Annotated in this window: 13 protein-coding genes; 4 read left to right on the forward strand and 9 right to left on the reverse strand. The window is 38.2% G+C overall.

Features of this window, described 5'->3' with window-relative positions; translation table 11 throughout:
* The first annotated feature begins 50 nt into the window (after positions 1-50).
* On the forward strand, positions 51-4,760 hold the full coding sequence (locus QHG57_RS01595; protein WP_330169335.1) for an NAD-glutamate dehydrogenase: 4,710 nt from the start codon (positions 51-53) through the stop codon (positions 4,758-4,760).
* Positions 4,761-6,374: 1,614 nt separating this feature from the next.
* On the opposite strand, the gene QHG57_RS01600 is transcribed toward QHG57_RS01595, so the two are convergent.
* From QHG57_RS01600 to QHG57_RS01615, 4 genes are all read right to left on the reverse strand, one after another.
* Positions 6,375-7,538 (reverse strand): DUF2125 domain-containing protein, encoded by a 1,164-nt coding sequence (locus QHG57_RS01600; RefSeq protein ID WP_330169336.1) that lies wholly within the window; start codon positions 7,536-7,538, stop codon positions 6,375-6,377.
* Positions 7,539-7,853: 315 nt separating this feature from the next.
* Positions 7,854-8,600: a glutamine amidotransferase gene (locus QHG57_RS01605; protein ID WP_330168352.1), complete on the reverse strand. Its 747-nt coding sequence runs from the start codon at positions 8,598-8,600 to the stop codon at positions 7,854-7,856.
* A 144-nt stretch (positions 8,601-8,744) separates the two neighbouring features.
* On the reverse strand, positions 8,745-10,304 hold the full coding sequence (locus QHG57_RS01610) for a heme biosynthesis protein HemY (RefSeq protein ID WP_330168353.1): 1,560 nt from the start codon (positions 10,302-10,304) through the stop codon (positions 8,745-8,747).
* A gap of 11 nt (positions 10,305-10,315) precedes the next feature.
* Positions 10,316-11,500, reverse strand: a complete 1,185-nt coding sequence (locus QHG57_RS01615) for a COG4223 family protein (protein WP_330168354.1) — start codon at positions 11,498-11,500, stop codon at positions 10,316-10,318.
* A 383-nt stretch (positions 11,501-11,883) separates the two neighbouring features.
* Between QHG57_RS01615 and tsaD the strand changes: the two genes are divergently transcribed.
* The 3 genes from tsaD to QHG57_RS01630 all read left to right on the forward strand — a co-directional run bounded on the left by tsaD (position 11,884) and on the right by QHG57_RS01630 (position 15,615).
* Positions 11,884-12,978 (forward strand): tRNA (adenosine(37)-N6)-threonylcarbamoyltransferase complex transferase subunit TsaD, encoded by a 1,095-nt coding sequence (gene tsaD / locus QHG57_RS01620; protein ID WP_330168355.1) that lies wholly within the window; start codon positions 11,884-11,886, stop codon positions 12,976-12,978.
* A gap of 614 nt (positions 12,979-13,592) precedes the next feature.
* Positions 13,593-14,027: an EVE domain-containing protein gene (locus QHG57_RS01625; RefSeq protein WP_330169600.1), complete on the forward strand. Its 435-nt coding sequence runs from the start codon at positions 13,593-13,595 to the stop codon at positions 14,025-14,027.
* A gap of 907 nt (positions 14,028-14,934) precedes the next feature.
* On the forward strand, positions 14,935-15,615 hold the full coding sequence (locus QHG57_RS01630; protein ID WP_330168356.1) for a response regulator transcription factor: 681 nt from the start codon (positions 14,935-14,937) through the stop codon (positions 15,613-15,615).
* A gap of 139 nt (positions 15,616-15,754) precedes the next feature.
* Here the strand turns inward: QHG57_RS01630 and QHG57_RS01635 are convergent, their stop codons facing one another.
* The 5 genes from QHG57_RS01635 to argH all read right to left on the reverse strand — a co-directional run bounded on the left by QHG57_RS01635 (position 15,755) and on the right by argH (position 22,519).
* Positions 15,755-16,525, reverse strand: coding sequence for a class I SAM-dependent methyltransferase (locus QHG57_RS01635; RefSeq protein WP_330168357.1), 771 nt, complete (start codon positions 16,523-16,525; stop codon positions 15,755-15,757).
* 224 nt (positions 16,526-16,749) lie between these two features.
* A complete protein-coding gene (locus QHG57_RS01640; protein ID WP_330168358.1) occupies positions 16,750-19,182 on the reverse strand; it encodes a TIGR02302 family protein in 2,433 nt (810 codons plus the stop codon).
* Positions 19,183-19,590: 408 nt separating this feature from the next.
* A complete protein-coding gene (lysA, locus tag QHG57_RS01645) occupies positions 19,591-20,871 on the reverse strand; it encodes a diaminopimelate decarboxylase (RefSeq protein ID WP_330168359.1) in 1,281 nt (426 codons plus the stop codon).
* An 8-nt stretch (positions 20,872-20,879) separates the two neighbouring features.
* The gene (gene lptM, locus QHG57_RS01650) at positions 20,880-21,059 is read right to left on the reverse strand and encodes an LPS translocon maturation chaperone LptM (protein ID WP_330168360.1); all 180 of its coding nucleotides are present in this window, start codon (positions 21,057-21,059) and stop codon (positions 20,880-20,882) included.
* Positions 21,060-21,118: 59 nt separating this feature from the next.
* Positions 21,119-22,519: an argininosuccinate lyase gene (gene argH, locus QHG57_RS01655; RefSeq protein ID WP_330168361.1), complete on the reverse strand. Its 1,401-nt coding sequence runs from the start codon at positions 22,517-22,519 to the stop codon at positions 21,119-21,121.
* Positions 22,520-22,549 lie beyond the last annotated feature (30 nt).

A 22,549-nucleotide genomic window follows, 5' to 3' on the forward strand; every position in this document is an offset into this window, starting at 1 on the left:
CCTTTAAGAAAAGAAGAAAAGGCCTCTAAGAGCAAAGAGGGAGAGTGAGTGTGTTACAACAAAAAAAAACAGAAACAAAAAACACCCAAGATAAAATAGAACAAATCCTTTTTGCTCAAACCGATGAAGAAGATATTGTTTATTACGAAAATAAAGAACTTCAAAAAGCCGCAGCCGTCGCAGTAAAAGCTTTTAATCTCCATCAAACGGGAAAAAATACTATCTACTTTGAACAAAATTTGACCCGTAATAACAAGCCTATAACCGCTATCACGCTTGTCAATGATAACAAACCCTTCCTTCTCGATTCTATTTTAAATGTTTTCAATCAACATAAAAACCATATCTATTTGATTGCACACCCTATTCTTGATTGTGCTTCTGGACAACGCATCAGTCTGATGCAAATTCACATCGAGTCATTAAACAAACAGCAAATACAAAAACTGGAAAATGAACTCACCTTAGTTCTTGAACAGGTTAATGCTGCTGTACAAGACTGGAAACCTATGCTTGAAGAAGTTAAAAAGCATATTCATGCCTACCAAACAAGTCTTCCCCCGCACTACAAACAAGAAGGCGAAAAAGCTATTGAATTTCTTCACTGGCTAATGGACAATAATTTCATTTTCCTTGGTATGCGCACCTACAACTTCATCAAAGACCAAAAACCCCTAAAATCCTTTACAGCGAGTAATATTGAACTTGGTATACTCACGGATGCTTCTATTCATATTGTTGACAATGAAAGTATGAAAGAACCTCCTCAAGAAGTTTTATCCTTCATGGAAAGTGATAATCTGTTTATCGTGACAAAAGCTAATAGCCGCTCCAAAATTCACCGTTCTGTTTGGCTCGATTATATTGGCCTTAAAATCTTTGATAAAGAAAACCAACTCTGTGGAGAATTACGCATTGTAGGGCTTTTTACCTCCTCAGCTTATACACGTTCTATTTTACAAATTCCTTTTTTAAAAGAAAAAGCTCAAGCTATTATTCAACGTCTTGGACACAATCACGCCGATTATTCAGGAAAAGCACTCATCAGTGCTTTAGAAACCTATCCAAGAGATGAGATGTTTCGCTCTGATGTTGATACATTGACAGAAAATACTAAACTTATTCTACAATTAGATGAGCGCCCACGTTTACGGGTTCTTGCCCACACTGATTCTTTTGGGCGCTTTGTTTCTATCCTTGTCTACGTACCGCGTGACCAATATAGTGGCAGCCTACGTGAAAAAGTTGGCGAACATTTTGTCGAGCTCTATAAAGGCGACTTTTTTGAATCTTATCCGCTATTTTTGGAAAGCACTCTAATACGTGTCTATTATATTATCCATCGCAAAGGAAACAAAACTGTTCCCCTTCACGAGCGCTCTACACTTGAACAACATGTACGTTCGATTGCCCAAAGTTGGGAAGACAGCGTTCAAGCCATCGCTCTTGCCCAGAAAACAACAGAGCAACAAACACGTCTAGCCAGTGAATTTCCCAACAGCTATCGTGATTTATTTTCAGCTGAAAACGCTATTAACGATGCCGGACATATTTTAAATCTTCATGATAAGAAACCCCTTTTCGTGAACTTTTATCACGCACAAAACAAAGAAAAACGTACCATTTCTCTTCGGCTTTTTCACCGCCATGAAGTTCTTGCCCTTTCCAAACGTGTACCACTCCTTGAAAATATGGGGTTTCGCGTTATTGCTGAACAAACCCTTGAATTACCAGATGGCTATGGGCACTCTGTGTATCTTCATGATATGCAGCTAGAAAGCACTTTCCAGCTCTGTATCGATTTTGAAAAAAATGGTCAAAAACACGCCGAAACCTTTGAGGCCATTTGGGCACAAAATGCTGATAATGACGCCTTTAATGCTCTCACCCAAACAGCTGAACTTGATTGGTATGAAATTGTTATTTTGCGCCATTATGGGCGCTATCTCCAGCAAGCTGGTATTCCTTATTCGCAAGATCGCGTTGCCCAAACTTTAAATGCTTATCCTGACATTACCCAAGATCTCTATGCTTTATTTCATTTAAAATTTCATCAAAGCCATACAGAAAAAGAACGGGAAAAAAGCCAACAGATTATTCAAAAGCGTATTGGAGAAAAATTACAGAAAGTATCTGGTTTAGATGATGATCTGATCTTACGCCGTTATTTCAACCTTATCGATGCGAGTTTACGAACAAATGCCTTTACGCCTCTTGACGATGGAAGTCCACGGCGTATTTTAGCCACTAAATTAAATCCGCGCCAAATTGAGGGTTTGCCTGAACCACGCCCTTACCGAGAAATTTTTGTTTATGGACCAGAAGTTGAAGGAGTCCATTTGCGTTTTGGACCTATCGCTCGTGGCGGAATTCGTTGGTCTGACCGCGCATTAGATTATCGCACCGAAGTCCTCAGCTTAGTCAAAGCCCAACAAGTTAAAAATGCGGTTATTGTTCCTGCGGGTGCAAAAGGTGGATTCTATCCCCATCGGCTTCCCCAAACAAATGATCGTGCTGTCATCATAGAAGCAGCACGACAAGCTTATACAGACTTTATCACGGCTTTGCTTTCCATCACAGACAATCTGATTAATGGCAAAATAAGTTCTCCCCACAATGTCATCTGTCACGATGACTCTGATCCTTATTTTGTTGTCGCAGCAGACAAAGGGACAGCAACCTTTTCTGACACAGCCAACGCTATCAGCCAAGCAAATCACTTTTGGCTCGATGATGCTTTTGCCTCTGGAGGCTCAGCAGGTTACGACCACAAAGCCATTGGTATTACAGCTAAAGGTGCATGGGAAGCCGTCAAGAGACATTTTAGAGAATTATTTAATCACGATATTCAAACAACGCCCTTCACCTGTGTCGGTGTTGGCGATATGTCTGGTGATGTTTTTGGCAATGGAATGCTGCTTTCCAAACAAACAAAATTGATTGCCGCTTTTGATCACCGCGATATCTTTATTGATCCAGATCCAAACATAGACGAAAGCTATGCAGAGCGTATGCGCCTTTTTAAACTTCCTCGCTCCAGCTGGCAAGATTACGATCAAAGCAAATTATCAAAGGGCGGTGGTATCTTCTCACGAAAAGAAAAAACGATTACTCTCTCACCTGAAGCAGCACAAGCTATTGGTTTTGAAAAACAAACAGGAACACCCTTTGAAATTATCTCTGCTCTTCTCAAAGCCCCTGTTGATCTTTTATGGTTCGGCGGCATTGGTACTTATATCCGTGCTGCAACAGAAAATGATGCCCAAGTAGGTGATCGTGCAAATGATGCAATACGCATTACCGGAGAGCAAGTGCGTGCAAAAATTATTGGCGAAGGGGCTAATCTTGGTGTTACACAACGTGGACGGATTGAATATGTCTCACATGGTGGTCGATGTAATACGGATGCCATTGACAATTCTGCTGGTGTAAATTGTTCTGATATTGAGGTCAATCTCAAAATTGTTCTTGCATCAGCACTACGTGCCAAAACGTTAACCCACGAAGAACGCAATAAACTCTTAAAGAAAATGACGCCTCAAGTCGAGCAACTCGTCTTACGCAACAATTATCTACAACCCCTTGCTCTTTCTTTGGCGGAAAACCAAAGCGCTACTGATTTGCCTTATCAAATACGCTTTATGCACGATTTGGAACAAAAAAAGCTTCTAGATCGCAGAGTTGAAATACTCCCTGATGAACAAATTTTACGACAAAGAACAACCCAAGGCAAAGGTCTTCTCCGTCCAGAACTCGCCGTTATTTTTGCATATGCTAAATTGACCTTAAAAGAAGAAATTGCTAATAGCTCCATTGTTGATGATCACTATTTCAATACAACCTTGCTGAACTATTTTCCAACCCAAATTCAAGAAAATTTTAAGAAGGAAGTCATTAATCATCAATTGCGCCGTAATATTATCGCAACGCTGATTGCCAACGATATTGTAAATCGTGGAGGCCCTACTTTCGTTAATAGACTACACGATGCAACAGAACAAAAGGCTGAAAATATTATTCGCGTTTTCATTGCCATCCGCGATGGTTTTGAAATTCCTCAATTGTCTGAGCAAATTGATAAGCTTGATAATAAAATACCCGGTCTTGTCCAAAACAAATTCTACGCAGCAATGACCCCAATGCTCTTTGAAACAACCAATTGGGGTTTGCACAACATAGATCTCTCACGTCCATTAGCAGAAATTGTAAAAACAATAAAGCAAGCCCGTAGCGTTATTGAAAAAGAGCTTATGCATTCTCATGACAACGACATTAAGCAAAAGATTGAAGAAAAAGCACTACACTATAGCGAAGAAGGAGCATCAAAAGCATTAGCGAAACAATTAGCTCTCTTGGAAGCTGCTTCAACAATTTGTGATATTTCTTTAATTGCAAAAAAAAGCAACAGTGATCTTATTAAAACCGCAGAAATCTATTTTTCACTTGCGCAAATCATTCGTATAAACCGAATTAACGAAGCAAGTCGTATAATTCCTGTAGTAGATTATTATGATAGTATGGCTTTAAACCAAGCCAAAGAAAATGTTTCTGAAAGCTTACGGCAAATCGTTATGAAAATCCTCAAAAATTACGGAAAGAAAAAAGATCCTTTTGATACTTGGAAAAAAACAGAAGAAGATCATATTCATAACATTACAAACCGCATTAGTGCCCTTATTGAAAATGATCTCAATATTTCTCGTTTTACTTTTGCAGCAGGATTGATTTCTCAACTTCAAAATACTGGCTTTGAAACCTAAAGCAAATACACAACGTCCCATTCAATCTCCCGTTCTATCCTAGCACAGCAAACCAGCCAAGATGGAGTGGAAGTTTGCATTTTAGACATAGCACCTAAAATGAGAATCTCGCTATTTATCACAATAGAATTGTTTGCAACAATTTCAAAACGACCATAGGATTGATTTTTCAATTTAAAAACATAAACTTTCAGACTTAAAAGCAGTACAAAACAGCTAAGCTTTTGCTCCCATACTATCCATCCATGACTAATCAGCAAGAGAAGAAAGAATGAGAGCACTATCCCTCATTTTTAGACAGAACATTCAAAAATAAATTCAAATTTTACTGTCAAATTTCCTTTAACATAAAAATATAATATATTGATTTACAATAATAATTTCATCATTTTTATGTTGAAGGAGAATCTGATATCCTAAGTTTGTCTTATTTCAAATCTGTTTATATTCAATCAATTAAACTCATTGTCCCTCGCATCTTGCAAATGGGAAAGCTGTATAGATAAAAAACATTAAAGAAAGAACTAAAAATGCCTCTCATAGACCTCCTCAAGTGCCAAGAGCTGTAGCAAGATTGAGAGCAAGCAAATATAAATAGTTGCGCCCCCGGCTTCTTACTCCATAAGCAAAAAGATGGTGTTGCTTAATGGCTTTATCGCTGTAGCTTGTCGGCGGGTTTTGTATAATTTGACAGCAGGTTTTATACCAATTTATTTTTTTCAAAGACCTTTCAAAGCCTTCTCTCATTTTTACGATAAAAACGCTCTTTTTTCTGATTTTCGTAATTTTAGGTGTCAAAATCTATTTTTTACAAAACGCGCATTTAATGGTAAAAAATAACCATAAAAACAACAAATTACCACATCTTCTTACCTAATCCCACCTTTTCCCACTTAGTATAAAACCTACTGTCAAACTACAATCACTATACCATTCATAGGCAATATCGTGAAATAGGAAGTACTGAGAAATATCTTTTAACAAATGCGTAAATATGCAATACAAATATATTCTATTTTACGTGGAAAACATATGGCTTCATTAAAAAACATAAGAAACAAAAAATATGCTTAATCATTATTTTAAAAGATGTGACTGTAACTACTTTTGAAAAGCGTAAAATCGAATAAAAAATGACAGTAAAGATGGATGTCCATTTTCTCCTTTAGAACTTCATATTCTCCTCCAGCTAGCCTGTTTTATTTATTTCAGAGGTTACCCTAAACAGACACATGCAATATACTCAAATTCCATACATAAAGAAAAAAGGTTCCTAACACGGCGCTACACCACCTGTATAAAAAGGCAATTCAGCATACTTTAAAATGTCACTTTTTCCACAAACACTGTTGCTATATGTAGTTTGACATAAAATTTTGCACTAAGTTAAAAAGGAAGGCGTAGTGAGGAGCAGGTGGTAATTTTTTATTTTTATAGCTATTTTTTTTACCATTAAATACGTGTTTTGTCAAAATAGATTTTGATACCTAAAATTACGAAAAAAGTGTGAAAATCTGAAAAAATCGCAATTTGGTGGTAAAAATGAAAAAAGTCCTTGAAAGGTCTTTGAAGACGCTTGAAAAATCCTTTGAAAAAAGTGAATTGGTACAAAACCTAAAGCGGAGCAAGACGACCAAGTTTTAAAAAACCTAATTTTACCCACCCATTGTTAATGAGCAAGGGGAGAACGGGAGCGCCATCGGCATTTTTAGGCAGTGCACCCAAAATAAAAAATAACGCTTGAAGATTATTGTCCTGCGCGGGAAATAAACGCTGCAAAGTGTTAAGAAACTTCATGGGCTGAATATGGACAAGTTCGAATTCTGCTGTCAAATATCCTTCTTCATCAAAAGAAAAAGGTCCACTAATACGTAACCCACCACCTGTATGAAAAGTCAATTCACCTTGCTTTAAAAGCCCACTTTTTCCATACAGTCGCTGTTGCCAATTTTTTCCTTCATCTTCAGACAAAAAAGAGATGTCATTTAAAATCACTTTCAAGTTACCATCAATTTTTGGGACATCAACAAAAGAAGATGTAAAAATTAGAGAAACATCAAAACCGTCAAAAGTTATATTTCCCAATAAATCATTCTTTTCATGTTTCAGATCAAAGCGCAAAAATTCTGCCGTTATTTTTTGAGGCGTATCTTTTGTCTCTAACGGCTGAGTAATCATGTCATGCGTATTTTGCAAAGATGCTTGATCTTCTACATTTTCCTGTGTCGTTTTTTTATCTGTTCTTTGTGCTCCTAATGCTTCTTGGGGCTTTTGATCTTCAAGGGAAGAGGAAAGAGGTGAAATTTCAAGCCCTTCAGCTATAAACTTCAATGTTTTACCCGTTTTCCAATAAGGTTCTGTTTCAATAACCAAATTGCGCCAACGCGATACTATGGAAGTTTGTCCGGAAAAAACAATTGATGCAGGAGAATGAACATTAAACTCAACCAAATGAGGTGCATAAATTGGTGCACCAGCTGTCAAACGCCCTGTCGATAAGGAAACCCCATGTAAAGGCCAAGAAAATTGGAAATTGTCGCAAACAACACCGATACGTAAAGGATAACCATCTTTACGCACATTACCACATACCGCCGCCATATTATAGGAAGACGCTTTTGCAAATATATCAGAAACTTGGTCTTCTATTTTACGTGAAAAAAAAACCCAGAGTGCGCTATAAATAAATATCAGAGCAAGACAAACGAGCCCACAAATTAAATAGCTCAAAGAAAAACTTTTTTGTGATGACGATATTTGAAAGGATTTAGACAACATTAAAACTTTCTTTATCTCTTAACTTCCTCCCCACCCTAAAAAGGACAAAGATTCTTAACCACAGTCAGTTTATAAACAATCCAACTTCTTAATCGACCGGATTTTATCTACTGATCACTTCAAGGAGTCCCTATACATCGTTCTAAAGTACAGTATCTCATAAGTCTACCCACCAAGATCTTTTTAAGAAAATCCGTTACACTCTCTAACAAAAAATACCTCGTGTGTAAAGTTTTACATGAGTTTTCTATCTCCACCTTAAACGATACTGTTTTACAGCACAACAAGAACGATAATGAATAGTGTTTCCAACACTCACACAAATGCGGTCGGTACACAAAAAATCTGTCGTAATGCACCTTCAAACCATTGGCTTAAAGCTTGATCATAAATTAAACGACCTTTCAAATGTGCACAAGCAGGTTGAGCACCTTTTTCAGTCAATTTATGTGCCGAACGCACGACCAACCGCCGCATCATAGCACGTGTAAACTCAGCATGAAATTGCAAACCCCATGCATTGTTTCCATAACGAAAAGCTTGTGTAGGATATGTATGCCCTGTTGCCAAAAGCATTGCCTCTTTCGGTAAATCATAAATACCTTCATCATGGAAATGATAGACCATTTCTGGCCAATTCATTAATTCCTTCCCATGAGGAGTTGCTTCTAGTGGATACCAGCCGACTTCAACAGTCCCATCACTTCTTGTACCAACGCGCCCCCCTAGATTTCGCGCTAACATTTGTGCTCCAAGACAAATACCCAAAAAAGGCTTATTTTCCTTTAGTGATAACGAAATCCAATCAATTTCCTCACCAATATAGGCTTCGCTGTCATTCACACTCATCGGTCCCCCCAAAATAACAACACCGGCATAATGCTCTAATGTATCAGGGAGTTTTTGTCCAAAAATAGGACGATAAATATCAAGAACAAAACCATTTTGTTGTAAAAATTTTCCCAAACGACCAGTATAGGTAGACCGCCGATGAATAACAACAGCAATCCTTGGTTTGTTATTTTTTTGTTTTTTATCAAGACATCTCTGATTTAAAAACATTTTTTAACCAATCACCTCTGCAACCAAGCAAAACTTCATTTTTAAAGCATAAGAGAATAATTTTATTGGACAAGACTAACGATGTTTTTTTCTAGGTTAATTGTTTCTTCTGAGAAAACACTCGTATTATCACATTGGTGCAATTTAAAATAAACGAAACTTTTTCCTCGATAAAGATGTTTCTTCTTCTGTTTTAACCCCTGGATTATCAACATTTAAGTGTGTTTGACTGAACATTTTTATATCTTGTTCTTTTATATCTTGTTTCTCCACCTGCGCATTATGCAAAAAAGAATCGTCTATAGGTGTTAATTTTTCAAGCTTCTTATCTTCAACACCATCACTTTTTTCCATAATATACTCTTTGTGTTGCTTTTTCGGCATAATATTGTCCGCCTCTAATGTGAGAGAAGGCATACAAGGAGGCGCCTTCCATTCAAAACAGCCCAAACGTCCACTGATTGGAGAAACCGCTGACCAAGAAGAAAAAATGGACCCATCACACATCCATACTGGATCACGTTCAGCACGAAGTGCTAAAGAAAGCCATTGACGCACAACACCTTGATTGTTTCCCTGTGCCTCTTCAATATCTGCCAGCAATAAATAAACACTTTCCCGTGGATGATACTCTAATGCTTTTTGTGCCTTCTCTCTTGCTAATGCTGTTTCACCAGCATCCAAAGCTGCTTTAGCAATAAGGAAAGCCGATTCAAATGCATCTTTATTATAAGAAGCAAGTGTCTTAGCCCTTTTCAATCGCCCAACGGCTCCTTCTTCTCTTTCAAGATAAAGCGTCCCCAAATCAGGATGAGGATTCTTTTGCCAAGCCGCTATAATCATTTTATCTGCTTTACGCGTTTCATTTAACTTATAAAGAATATCACCAGCAATAACTATTACTGGAACAAAATCAGGTGCCAATTTATGGGCTTTCAAAATGACTTCACGTGCTTGTACAGGATGTGTATCAAACAAAGAAAGTGCCTGCCCACTTAATAATAAAACCTGTATATGTTGCCGCTCTGGAGTCGCGCGAACAGAATGCGGAAGAGCTTTTTGCGCTCTTTCAAAAATAGTAAGTGCCTTATCCCATTTACCTTCAGCACTTAACCGATCAAGCACCGCCTGATGCGCCCATAAAAGTGCTGGCGATAAAATCAGCGCCTCTTCGGCATATTGTTGCGCTGCCTCATAAGCTTTACTCTTCATCGCTTCACAAAATAAACCATAAAGTCCAGCCAATTTTGTCGGATCTTCCTTTCTCATCTCCTCATAAAGGCCGATGGCGCGAACAGAGTTATTTTGTAAAGACAAGGTTTGCGCTTGTAAGAGTTTTACCAATGGCTCTTGTTTTTCTGCAAGATATTTAGCAACCCGTGCTTCCATTTTTTGTGCAACCATACTATCACCAGCAAAAGTCGCAAGAATCCCCTTTGAAAGAGCTTCATAACCACGCTTTTGATGGCGTTTATAAAAATAATTGGAAAGAGCACTCGGTATGGAAAAAAAGAAAGACAATAGCCACCATAAAAGCACCAGCGTTACAAAAAATAAAATAAGCACACTTAACACTGTAAGCAATGAAGCAGAAAATCTGAAATGCAAAAATGTGAGAACAAAAATACCATTGTGATTAGCAACCCACGCGAAAGCTAAACCGAGGATACAAACAACAAAAGTATAAATAAAAACACGTATCATCTTGGGCCTATTTACATCTTTGTTGCCTTAAAAGATCCTTGTTGCACAGACAATAACAATTGCTGCAACAACTGCTGAATAGCAATATGTCTTTCAAGCTGCTTAACAAAATCCATTGAAATATCTTTTGCACTTTGGGGCAATGATTGCCATTCGCTCAAAGCCTTTTCGTAATCACCAGCTTGAATGGCAACTTCCATGCGTGCCGCAACAGCTCCCAGCGTTGTCCCTTTAACATTTCCAATTGGTCGCGAAACAATGAGCCCTTTTATCCACGCTAAAATTCGGTCAAAAAAACCAGCATCTGACGCAACAATATTTTGCGTACCAACAATTGCATCGGCAACATGAGCAAAATCAACCGAAAGTTGTGCTGAACTTGGAAGACCCACAGTAGCTGTTTTTTGCAACACATCAAGTCCATCAATCGAAGGCGATAATTGCTGTAACAGCTTTAATTCATTATTATAAGATCCACCACGCTCTACAGCATTTTTTAATGAACTAATCGCTGTAAAGAGCGCGGTATCTATTTCTCTTTTCTCAATATTTTTAACAGCAGTTTCTTCCTGTAGTGCTTCTAACTGTTGTTTTAACGCAGCAAGATCATTTGCATTGCTCTGCCCGACAGACAAAGCCGTCTCTATCTCTTTCGACTCTCTAACAAAAGTTTGTACAATTGCTTCAAGAGCTTTTACTTTTTCCTCTAAAATCACAAAAGATTTTTTGCTTTCTTCTTTCGATAGTTCATCGTTTTCCGTTGTTTTAAACTGTTGTGATGAAAAAGAAGAAAACTCTTTTTTTAACGCATCGATTTCTTGAAGGACCCACCTCAATTGTTCCTTTGTGTCTTCACCTTGACTTTTTGCGGCTTCAGCAATTTGCAAAGCTTTTTCCCCCCCAGTAGAATTTTCCACAAAAGGAGAAGGAAAAAAACCAGCCCACTGAAGCCCCATAAAAATTCCCAAAGCAATGAATCCCCCTAAAATCCCAGAAAGGGACAAGAAAAGCCAAGTTGTACTAGAGGTACTTTTATCCTGACTTTGTATATTCTGTTTTTCTCGCGCATGAGATTCTACAGAATTGTAGATTTCTTCCTCTGAATCATGGGAAACAGCTTCATGTTCTATAACTGGTTTCTTACGGCGCGTACCAGTATAATGTGGTTTAACTTTTGGTTTTGAAGAATCGACCATCTCTGTCACTTTTTGTGCACACTCTTTTTAATGATAAAATAATAAAATGAAAAAAGTTTTAAAAATGAAGCTTTTCTAAAATATCTTCGTTTGATTTACATTATTTTTATAAAGAGTATAACTTTATAGAAATTTTTCAAATCTTATTTTTCTCAACAATATTTACAATTATAGGCTTTAATAGACAAGTTTTTAAAAACATATTTGCATTTTATACTCAAAATACAGCTTTATTTTTTAATCAACAATATCATGAAATTCAAAGCAAATGCTAAAACACATATTTTTCATAGAAAACTTAATTCTAAGAGAAATACTTTGCATCTTTTTCTGTTCATGGTACGCACGCAGGAAAGAAGCTTCAATATAAGGTTTTGTTTAAAATGCGTCTGCTGGGAATAGAAACAAGTTGTGATGAAACGGCAGCGGCTGTCATTGAATATAACAATAAATCAAACAGCCGAATTCTTTCCAATGTTGTTTGGAGCCAAATTGATCACCATGCACCTTACGGCGGTGTTGTTCCTGAAATTGCAGCTCGTGCCCATGTTGAAGTTCTTGATCATTTAATTCTGCAAGCACTAACAGAAGCAAACACAAAATTAAAAGATATTGATGGCATCGCAGCCACCAGTGGACCTGGTTTGATAGGAGGACTGTTGGTAGGCGTCATGAGTGCAAAAGCACTCTCTCTTGCCACTGGCAAACCATTTATTGCGGTAAATCACTTAGAGGGACATGCTTTAACAGCTGTGTTAACGCACAACGTCAGCTTTCCTTATTTATTACTTTTAGTTTCAGGAGGGCATACACAAACAATCCTTGTTCATGGAGTAGGCAACTACCAACGTTTAGGAACCACCATTGATGATGCCTTAGGAGAAGCTTTTGATAAAACAGCAAAACTTTTAGGTCTTCCTTATCCTGGTGGACCAGCACTTGAAAAAGCAGCTTTATTTGGTGATAAAAATCGCATCCCTCTTCCACGACCTTTAAAAGGTGAAAAACGGTTAGATTTTTCTTTTTCAGGACTCAAAACTGCTGTTCGACAAGCCGCAACAGCCATAGCTCCTCTTACAGAAAATGATATTGCTGACATTGCAGCAAGTTTTCAAGCCGCCGTGACCGATACAATACATGATCGTATTCACCTAGCCCTACAACACTTTATCCACCAATATCCTCTCTCTCATGATCAAGGAAAGCGTTCTCCTGCTTTGGTTGTAGCAGGTGGCGTTGCCGCAAACCAAGCCATTCGCTCTACGTTACAAGAACTTGCCCATCAACATGGTTTTGAATTTATAGCCCCTCCTCTTTCCTTGTGTACCGATAATGCTGCAATGATTGCTTTTGCCGGTGCACAAAAACTCGCACGAGGAGAAACAAGCTCTCTTGACATTGCACCCCGCTCACGTTGGCCATTAGATGAAAAAGCCACACCCTTGATCGGAATGGGACGCCGTGGAACAAAAGCATAATAAAATTGACGCCCCCCCACACACACATCTTAAAGAACGAAGATTCCTACTCAATCCGGTCTGTGGATAGCCCGAATTCTCTATCGAGCGGATTCCGCCTGCTTCTCACTCACGCAATTCACTTAACCCAAAGCTCGATACGCAAACCTAAATATTCACCACACATTCTAAAAAACTTCATATTTCAAAAAACTGCCTTACATCATTACACTTCAAATGACGGTATTTTATGGCATAATAAGATCTACCCTCTCCCACGAAGCATAGATATGAATGCCATTCTTTGACCTCATCATCTTTGACTCTCTGTTCGTTTCATTGCCATTGTGATCTTAAAGCTTTTTAGAATCAATTTTCTTAATTTTCTCTAACAAACTCTTATAGTGACTGCATTTCAAACCATAGCTTAAAAGATAAGCAAAGAACAAAATACCTTTATACAACATGAAATATCAATAGATTGCGTTTCTCTACTATACGTTATTTTGAAACAAGAAAAAGCAGATAATGCCTGTTCTTTACCCCATTTTAAAAATCATCGTTTATGGTGTTACAAAGATGCTTATAAAAATGCACATGATGAATGCATAGCAGTCTATGAAAAAGGAGAACTCATGGCTTATTGGCTTTTTAAATCTGAACCCCATAAATGGTCATGGGAGATGCAAAAGAAAAAAGGAATTGATGGCGAACAATGGGATGGTGTACGCAATTATCAAGCCCGTAATAATATGCGTGCCATGAAATATGGTGATAAAGGTTTTTTTTATCACTCAAATAAAGGTTTAGAAATTGTAGGCATTGTAGAAATATGTGCTGAAGCACACCCTGATCCGACAAGCTCTGATCCACGCTGGGAATGTGTGGATATCCGCGCACTTTGTGACATGCCAACACCTGTTTCATTAAAACAAATTAAAGCCAATCCCAAACTAGCAAATATGGTGCTGGTTAATGCCAGCCGCTTATCAGTGCAACCCGTGACAGAAGATGAATGGAAAGAAGTTTGTTTGATGGGCAACCTTAAAAGTGAAATGCTTTTATCTTAAAACAATAATTTTTATTTATTAACTCATATAAAAAGATGCTTCATAGCGCAAAAGAACAAGCACAACACATCTCTCTGTTGAGATATTCTCATGCTAAATGCATAAATATGATATTTTTCTTTGTCATTTTTTATCCTGCACTCTTTCTCAATACAGTCTCCTCCCAAATTGCACAAAAAAGCTCTTCATAATATAACGCATCTTTTCGGCATTGCTAAAGATAAGGCTTACTCAACAATTATAATAGGCAACACCATGAAATCACACACAGCCCCCTTCGCACACAAATGCAACGAAAAACAAAACTGAATGTGGATAAAAAACAATAAAAATGACCATGAAATGCGCATATGCTAGATGTTGCACAGTTCTCTTCACGCTTAAAAAACGCATCATATTGAGTGTTCATTGTTTTGTTTTGCATGTTGGATGAGAGTCTCTCATACCGCAGGATTCTCTCATTCCCAGCCTATTTATATTGAATCAATCAAAAGCTATTTTCGTGCACATCACAAACGGAGAAAATCCCGTATGGAATAAAAAACGTGAAAGAAAGAACTAAAAATTCCTTTTATGAATCGTCTCAAGTGCCAAGGACTGTCCGCAACACCCACGAGCTGGCAAAGTGTATGATAGTGCCGGCTTATTTCTCCATAAGCATAAAGATGATAACACTCAATGGCTAAAACACGTTCTAGAGCATAAAAAACACTTCCAACCAATACGTAAAATACTCTGCAGACGGAAATACCTTCTTTTCGGCAAGCAATCATAGAAATTATAAAAGTTTATTTTTTAGAGTTGCTCTTTTTTAATTTTCCTCTTTTAATTTTTCTTGCATGAAATCTCATTTTTCATGAAACTACTCTTTACCAACTAGCGCATCAACCTGCCTATAAGGAAAAACATGAACCACTATACTCTTTTAATTGTTGAAGACGATGATCTACGCCCCATTTTAGTAGAACAATTGCAAATGCATCAAGAGTTTGAAATTTTCCAAGAAAAAACAGCAGAAGCGGGAATAAAAATAATCCAAGAAAAAAATATTGATCTCGCTATTTTGGGACTTGAACTTCCTGATCTTGATGGTTGCAAAGCCGTTACACAATTACGCACCAAAGGATTTCGTGCCCCCATTATCATGATAACAAATTATGATACAGACTGCGATAATATTTTAGATCTTGAAACAGGCGCCAATGATTATGTGACAAAGCCTTTTCGCTTTGCGGTGTTATTAGCGAGAATTCGAGCACTGTTGCGCCAATATGAACAAAATGAAGACGCAACCTTTCATATTGGCCTCTATACTTTTAAACTAAGACAAAAACTTCTTCTTGATCAATACAACAATAAAATCTGTCTCACAGAAAAAGAAGCAGCGATTCTTAAATGTCTCTATTATGCCAATGATAAAGTTGTCAGCCGTGAAACATTGTTAGAACAAGTTTGGGGTTATAATGAAAATATTGTCACCCATACTTTAGAAACCCATATCTATCGTTTGCGACAAAAAATCGAAAAAGATCCCTCCAATGCACAAATTCTCATGACAGATCAAAATGGTTATCGTTTAAATCTTTAATTTGAGATTTACTGTTTCAAAAACAATTTTAATATTCTAAATGAAAACAAAAACGAAAAAACCTTCACATATAATGTGCAAAAAATTGAAATAAGAGAATCCTTCTATATTTGCGGTTCTCATGCCAATGGCAAAATAATTAATTATCTTTATAAATTAAAATATTTCGCACTTGTGGTGATAAAGAAGGAACAAAAACACGTCGCGATTGACGACGCTGTACCAGCAAGCCTTGATAAACACGTTTTTGTGCCTGACACATTAAGAGTCCACCAAAATAAGGCAAAAGATAGCGTGCAAATGGCTCATAAAAAAATGAGAACAACCGCGAAACATAACCCGTAGAAGGCATATAATATACAATTTCTTGTATTGGCCCAGAAACAAAATTTGTTTTTTCGAACAAACGGGTAATTTGTTGCCGACTATAGGGTTCGCCATAACCAAAGGGCGTAGTAATATTGCGCGCCCAAAAGCCAGAGCGATTAGGTACAATAACGATCAAATGACCATTGGGTGCTAAAACACGCCATATTTCATTCAACGTTTCAAATGAATTTTCTGTATATTCTAATGCATGTACCAATAAAATACAATCAACTGACGCATCCGGAAGCGGCAAATCTTCTTCAAAAACAAGCGCTGTAGCAACTTTCTCAGCACAAGGCCAAGGCGAAGCACCCTGAGCAGCTGGCATAAAAGCAAAACATTGTTGGGTACGTTCACGTAATGTAGAAAGATAAGGAAGTGCATAACCCAACCCCATAATCCGTTTATCCGTAAGATCAGGCCACCATAAATTCAATTGGTCACACAGCGTCTTTTGTACACGCAGTCCAAGTGTAGAAGCATAAAAATCTTTCAGCGTAACGATATCCAACTCAACATACCATGTAGAAACAAATTTCAAACATTACAGACTTTCATATACCCAACTTATATGGATTTCTGCTCTTTCTCCGCAATAGCGAACATTTCAATATTTCATATTTTAAACTTAAATGATCAAAAAAATCAGTACAGCAGGATGCTTACTGCGTTACAAGCGCTTTAATCATTTTCTGTGGAAACGAACCCCATAGAGGTTCTTCATACACTGTTTCTGACATCAATTAAGAAAAAAGCCAACACTGGTTAATTAAAATGAAGCAATCTTTCAAGATAGTTTTTTTCTTCTTCTGGAATATGCTCTTTACCAAGACGTTTGCGAATTTCATCCAAAATCTGCCGCGTACGCATTTGATCACTTTCTTGTGGTAGTGCCTCACCTTCCTGTCCTTCATCTGTTTTTGAAGAAAGTGGGCGTCCTAACGGATCTTTAGGATCAGAATCAGCATTTTGTTCATTTCCTGTTTCTTTGAGTGTTTCGCGCATTTTTTTCAAAACATTTTGTGCACCTTGCCGCAAAGATTCCAAAGCATCAGACTGATTTTGTATAGATACCTGATGATTTCCATTATCAAGAGCATTTTCCGCAGAATTCATTTTTTCTTCTGCCCTTTTCAATGCACCCCCTGATTCAAATCCTTGTTCTGATAATTCTTTTTCTAATGTTGATAATTCAGACTGCAATTCAGTTTGACGTTTTTTTAAAGATTTTTTTTGTGTCTCTGGAACATTTTCTCCGCGTTTTTGTTTCATCTCGAACTGATGTGTTTCATTGAGAATTTCTTGCTGACGACGCATTAAATCTCCAAGCTGATCCATCTTTTCTTTCATTTGTGCAGATTGGCTTTTTTCCCCCTCATTTTGATTGCCTTTTTGCACATGCAAATGATCAAGCGTCTGTTCAACTTCCGCCAAGAGTTGTTCAGCTGCTAAAGAAGAGCCTGTTTTAGCCATTTCCTCAATTAAATTTAGCTTTTCTTGTAATGTAGCTTCAGAAAGATTGGAACTTTTTGAGTTTTTAAAATTTTTAGAAACTTGACTATCTGGCGCTTTTTCAGCCAAAGCATGAATATACTCATCCATAGCTTGGCGTAAATCTGCCATAAGCCGTTCAATTTCTGCCGCTGGCGCACCGTAACGTAATGCATCACGTAAAGCAGCTTGTGCTTGTTTTAACTTTTTTTGCACGGGTTCAAACTGATTATCTTCAATACCCAGAGCAATTTGCCATAAATAATCCACCACACCGCGTAAATCCTCTTCTGTTTGTGCCAAAGAAAGTCTGGTCCACGCACTTTGTAGAACAAGAAAATGCATTACATTTTGCAGACCCTTTTCTGGACGCACAAGCAAAGCAGAAAGCATATCCAATAAACGCTCTCTCGCAGAAGCATCAAGCGCTAATAAACGACGCAATTCACTCACCGCACGCGCAACAGGATTTGAAAAAACTTGTTGCGGTAATGTCATAACAAAAGTTTTGCTACGCCCTTTCTGCCCCGCACCATCTTCTGCCACCAAAGTAATTTTGACTTGCGAACCCGCCCATGGATGCGCTGATATATTTTGCACCATCCGCATTTTCCCCTTTCCACCACGCGGAAGAAGAAGCTCTATTTCCGGAGCATTATAAAGAGAAGAAGCACTTTTATTCTGAGGAAGAAAAGGCTCTATTTCAACAAAAGCCTTTGTCACACCATAATCATCATCCACCACATATCGTAACTCTAACGATCCCGTTAAAATCCGCCCTGGTTTTTCCAGCCAATGAATTGTCGGAAGCATGTCCTTAACCATCTGCAAATGCCACTGCTGTTTTTTACGACGTGATGATACAAATAAATTCATTGAATGCTTTAAATGTGTTTCAAAATGAACGATTTGATCATTCAAAGCTGTTTGTTCCGTTTTCTCTGAAAACGAAACTTCCCTCCCATCTTCTACAGACTTTGCTTTTACTGTAACGCCAGCCCCATTGACAACACGCACAACAACATCACTCCCTTCAGGAATTTCTAGTTGTGTTTTCTCATCTTTTGTCAAATAAATTGGTGCCACACCGGTGTAAGCAGGTGGTGTTACCCAAGCATCAATCCGCATGAGTTTTTCATCAATAACAGGACGAAAATCAAAGGCATCAACCAAACGCCCCCCTCGTGAACCAAAAGAAAAACTAAAAGCACACACAAAAAGAAGAATACACAAAGCCCTCAAAGCCAAAGGATCATAATCCGCACTATTAAGAGAGATAAATCCAGTTTTTAAGTGGCACAATTTCTCTGCCATTCGGCGTTGATGTTCACGCCAAATAACAGCACTAAAATTTTCATCATTTTCAGAACATACACGATCTGTCTGAATATTCAAAGGCTGATGTCTAAGATCATTGACGCGTTCAAGACGGCAATTCACTTCCCGTATTGTGGGAAACCGAAAACGAATAAGAAAAAATAAACTTGCCCCAGCACAAACAAGCATAACCCCAAGTAAGAGCAAATGTGACCAATAGCCCAAAATGCCAAAAAGTCCCAACCAGCTAAACGAACAAAAGAGAGTAAGAACAAGGAAAAATGGCAACAACCGTACCCACATCCGTTCAAATGAAAGGATTCCCCACATCAAAATGCGCACACACAAAAGCTTTATTTTTGCAAAACTTTTGATGTTTTCATTTCCCATAGACAAGTATTTGTCCCCTTTTACAACGGTTAATTGAGATCTTGATTTTCTCTCCACCCTAAAGGATTAAGATTCTTAACCACCCCCAATCTGTAATCAGACTGGTTTTCTTGAGATAAGCACCACTTGCTGATCACCTATGTGATTCACCTAATAGTCCCGACGGGTAAGTTCTATCCTAGATATCCCATTTGACTTTATACTTCTACACTTGGTTGATACAAAAGAAAACTGAAATCAGCTAAAAATGACATTGTACTTTTAATATGCATAAATGTACCTTATATTAGCATATTAAAGGGAAATATTTTATAGCACTATAAAGAAATCCTACACAAAACAATTCCCAAAAGATAAATTATTTCATCAAAGTTTAGTAAAAATAAGACCAAAAATATTTAACAATGCTCAATTCAATTCAGGTTTAATCCAATCTGGAATATGATCGCAGTCTATCAATTGCGCATAATCAAGACGTGGACGAATAATCGCAAAACGTGTATCCTGAATAAGAACCTCCGGCACCAAAAGCCGGCTATTATAAGTGCTTGCCATTACCGCACCATAAGCCCCCGCTCCTGTTATTGCCAAAACATCACCTGCCTGCAATACCGGCAAAGAGCGTTCCAAGCCTAAATAATCACCGGTCTCACAAACAGGACCAACAATATCGGCACTAATCAGTGGGGCATCTACTGGTGCTTTTTTCACTGGTATCACATTTTGCCACGCGTCATAAAGCGTCGGACGCATGAAATCATTCATTGCCGCATCAACAATAACAAAATTCCGCCCTTCCCCCTTTTTTAAATACACAACCGATGTCACCAAAACACCAGCTTCACCAACAATACTACGCCCAGGCTCTAAAATAATATCGATCCCTAAAGGCGCAATATGCTTCTTTACCAGCGCTGCATACTCAAAAGGAGAGGGTACAGGATATTGCTCATGACCATAAGAAATACCAAGCCCGCCCCCAATATCAATATGGGTTATCGCATAACCATTATTCCATAATTGACGCACAAAATCTGCAGCAATAATAAATGCATCTTCAAACGGTTTTAAATCACAAATTTGACTACCAATATGGAGATCAACACCACACACATGAAGACCGGGCAATTGGGCTGCTTTTTTATAGGCATCACCCGCCAACGATAGCGGAATACCAAATTTATTCTCAGATTTTCCTGTTGTAATTTTCTTGTGAGTCTTAGCATCAACATCAGGATTAATGCGCAAAGCAATACGAGCTGTTTTTGAAAGCGCAATAGCCCGTGCCGATAATTGTTCAAGTTCTGACTCTGATTCAACGTTAAAACAATAAATATCCTTTGCAAGAGCAAAATCTATTTCTCTCACTGTTTTACCAACACCAGAATAAATAATACGCTGCGCAGGAATACCAACAGCAAGTACGCGCCGTAATTCCCCTTCTGAGACCACATCAACTCCCGCACCACTGTTCGCTAAAAGTTGTAACACCGCTTGGTTGGAATTCGCTTTAACCGCATAAGCAATTAAACTCGGCATATCGCGAAATGCATTCTGATAATCTTTAAAATGTGCAACAATTGCGCTAGCTGAATAACAATAAAAAGGTGTTCCAACTTCCCGCACAGGTTCTAAAAGCGAAAGACCTTCAGCGTGGAGCACACCCTGATGATAAGAAAAAAAACGCATAAAAATCCCTATTGTATCAACCGATCAAGAATAAAAGGTTCATCTGTTTTACCTTGAGAAACAAATGTTCCTTGTGAAGAATCCACCACTGCTGAAGGAGGCAATTCTAATGCTCCCTTACGCCCACATCCAACGATAATAACGCTCCCCAAAAGAACAATTGTTAAACTCTTTAAAATAATCTTCATACGCCCTTTTCTTTCCTACTAATATCTCTTCTTTATGCTTGCGCTTAAAATAAAATCACTCAGGCGGTTATAAGACGTTTTTTCCAATAAGCAATTTGGTGGAGCACTCCTGAAGGCGCAGTGCCCCCAAAACTTTTGCGACTTTCAACAGATTTTTCAACCGTCAAAACATCAAAAAGTGTCGCATTGATATCTGGACAAATTGCTTGAAGTTCATCTAATGATAAATCCTGAAGGCGACACTGTTTTTTTTCTGCTAATGCCACAGCACGCCCTGTAATATGATGCGCTTCACGAAAAGGAAGCTCTAATTCCCGCACAAGCCAATCGGCAAAATCGGTTGCGGTTGCATAGCCAGAATCAGCGGCTTGTTTCATAGCTTCTTTATTAACTTGCAAATCACCAATAATCTCTGTCATTGCCGCTAAGGATAATTCTAAACTCATAGCCCCATCAAAGACATATTCCTTATCTTCTTGCATATCCTTCGAATAAGCAAGGGGTAACCCTTTCATCACCGTTAACAGCCCCATTAATGCGCCATTCAACCGTCCCACTTTAGCCCGCACAAGTTCTGCAGCATCAGGATTTCGCTTTTGCGGCATAATAGAGGACCCTGTTGAAAAAGCATCTGATAAACGAATAAAATGAAATTGTGCACTTGACCAAAGGACGATTTCTTCTGCTAAACGTGAAAGATGCGTTGCACAAAGAGCACCAGCACTTAAAAATTCTAAGGCAAAATCACGATCCGAAACACTATCGATCGAATTGCGTGTTGGTTCTCGAAAGCCTAGCGCTTTTGCTGTCATAAAACGGTCAATTGGAAAGCCTGTCCCCGCTAAAGCAGCCGATCCTAAAGGCGATTCATTCATGCGCTCAACCGCATCACGCATCCGCGATAAATCGCGACCAAACATTTCAACATAAGCCATCATATAATGACCAAATGTTACTGGTTGTGCTGATTGTAAATGCGTAAAGCCTGGCATAAAGGTATCAACATGTTGTTCTGCTCGAATAAGCAATTGCTCTATCAATCCTTTTAAAGCTTGTGCTATCTTTTGCGTTGCTTCACGCACCCATAAGCGAAAATCAACGGCAACTTGATCGTTGCGGGAGCGAGCCGTATGCAAACGCCCTGCTACAGGACCAATCAATTCGCTCAGCCGCGCTTCAATATTCATATGAATATCTTCAAGCTTTCGTGAAAAAACAAATTTACCGTCTTCAATTTCTTGGCGAATAAGTTTCAAACCATGAACAATTTTTTCATAATCTGATTGTGAAATGATTTTCGTTTGCGCTAACATAGCCGCATGAGAAAGGGAACCTTCTATATCTTGTCGATAAAGTTTTTGATCAAAATCAATTGAGGCATTAATTTCTTCCATAATTGCAGAAGGACCTGCCGCAAACCGACCACCCCACATTTGGTTCTTTAACTTCTCATCTGTCATATTCTGAAAACACCCATACAAAGGACAAAA

This window comes from Bartonella grahamii subsp. shimonis (assembly GCF_036327415.1).
Taxonomy (GTDB): domain Bacteria; phylum Pseudomonadota; class Alphaproteobacteria; order Rhizobiales; family Rhizobiaceae; genus Bartonella; species Bartonella shimonis.

What these genes read in the sequence shown, in the direction of transcription:
- argH (WP_330168361.1), bottom strand. Translation starts at nt 22,519, where the DNA reads ATGACAGATGAGAAGTTAAAGAACCAAATGTGGGGTGGTCGGTTTGCG.
- tsaD (WP_330168355.1), top strand. Translation starts at nt 11,884, where the DNA reads ATGCGTCTGCTGGGAATAGAAACAAGTTGTGATGAAACGGCAGCGGCT.
- QHG57_RS01615 (WP_330168354.1), bottom strand. Translation starts at nt 11,500, where the DNA reads ATGGTCGATTCTTCAAAACCAAAAGTTAAACCACATTATACTGGTACG.
- QHG57_RS01605 (WP_330168352.1), bottom strand. Translation starts at nt 8,600, where the DNA reads ATGTTTTTAAATCAGAGATGTCTTGATAAAAAACAAAAAAATAACAAA.
- lysA (WP_330168359.1), bottom strand. Translation starts at nt 20,871, where the DNA reads ATGCGTTTTTTTTCTTATCATCAGGGTGTGCTCCACGCTGAAGGTCTT.
- QHG57_RS01630 (WP_330168356.1), top strand. Translation starts at nt 14,935, where the DNA reads ATGAACCACTATACTCTTTTAATTGTTGAAGACGATGATCTACGCCCC.
- QHG57_RS01610 (WP_330168353.1), bottom strand. Translation starts at nt 10,304, where the DNA reads ATGATACGTGTTTTTATTTATACTTTTGTTGTTTGTATCCTCGGTTTA.
- lptM (WP_330168360.1), bottom strand. Translation starts at nt 21,059, where the DNA reads ATGAAGATTATTTTAAAGAGTTTAACAATTGTTCTTTTGGGGAGCGTT.
- QHG57_RS01625 (WP_330169600.1), top strand. Translation starts at nt 13,593, where the DNA reads ATGGCTTATTGGCTTTTTAAATCTGAACCCCATAAATGGTCATGGGAG.
- QHG57_RS01640 (WP_330168358.1), bottom strand. Translation starts at nt 19,182, where the DNA reads ATGGGAAATGAAAACATCAAAAGTTTTGCAAAAATAAAGCTTTTGTGT.
- QHG57_RS01600 (WP_330169336.1), bottom strand. Translation starts at nt 7,538, where the DNA reads ATGTTGTCTAAATCCTTTCAAATATCGTCATCACAAAAAAGTTTTTCT.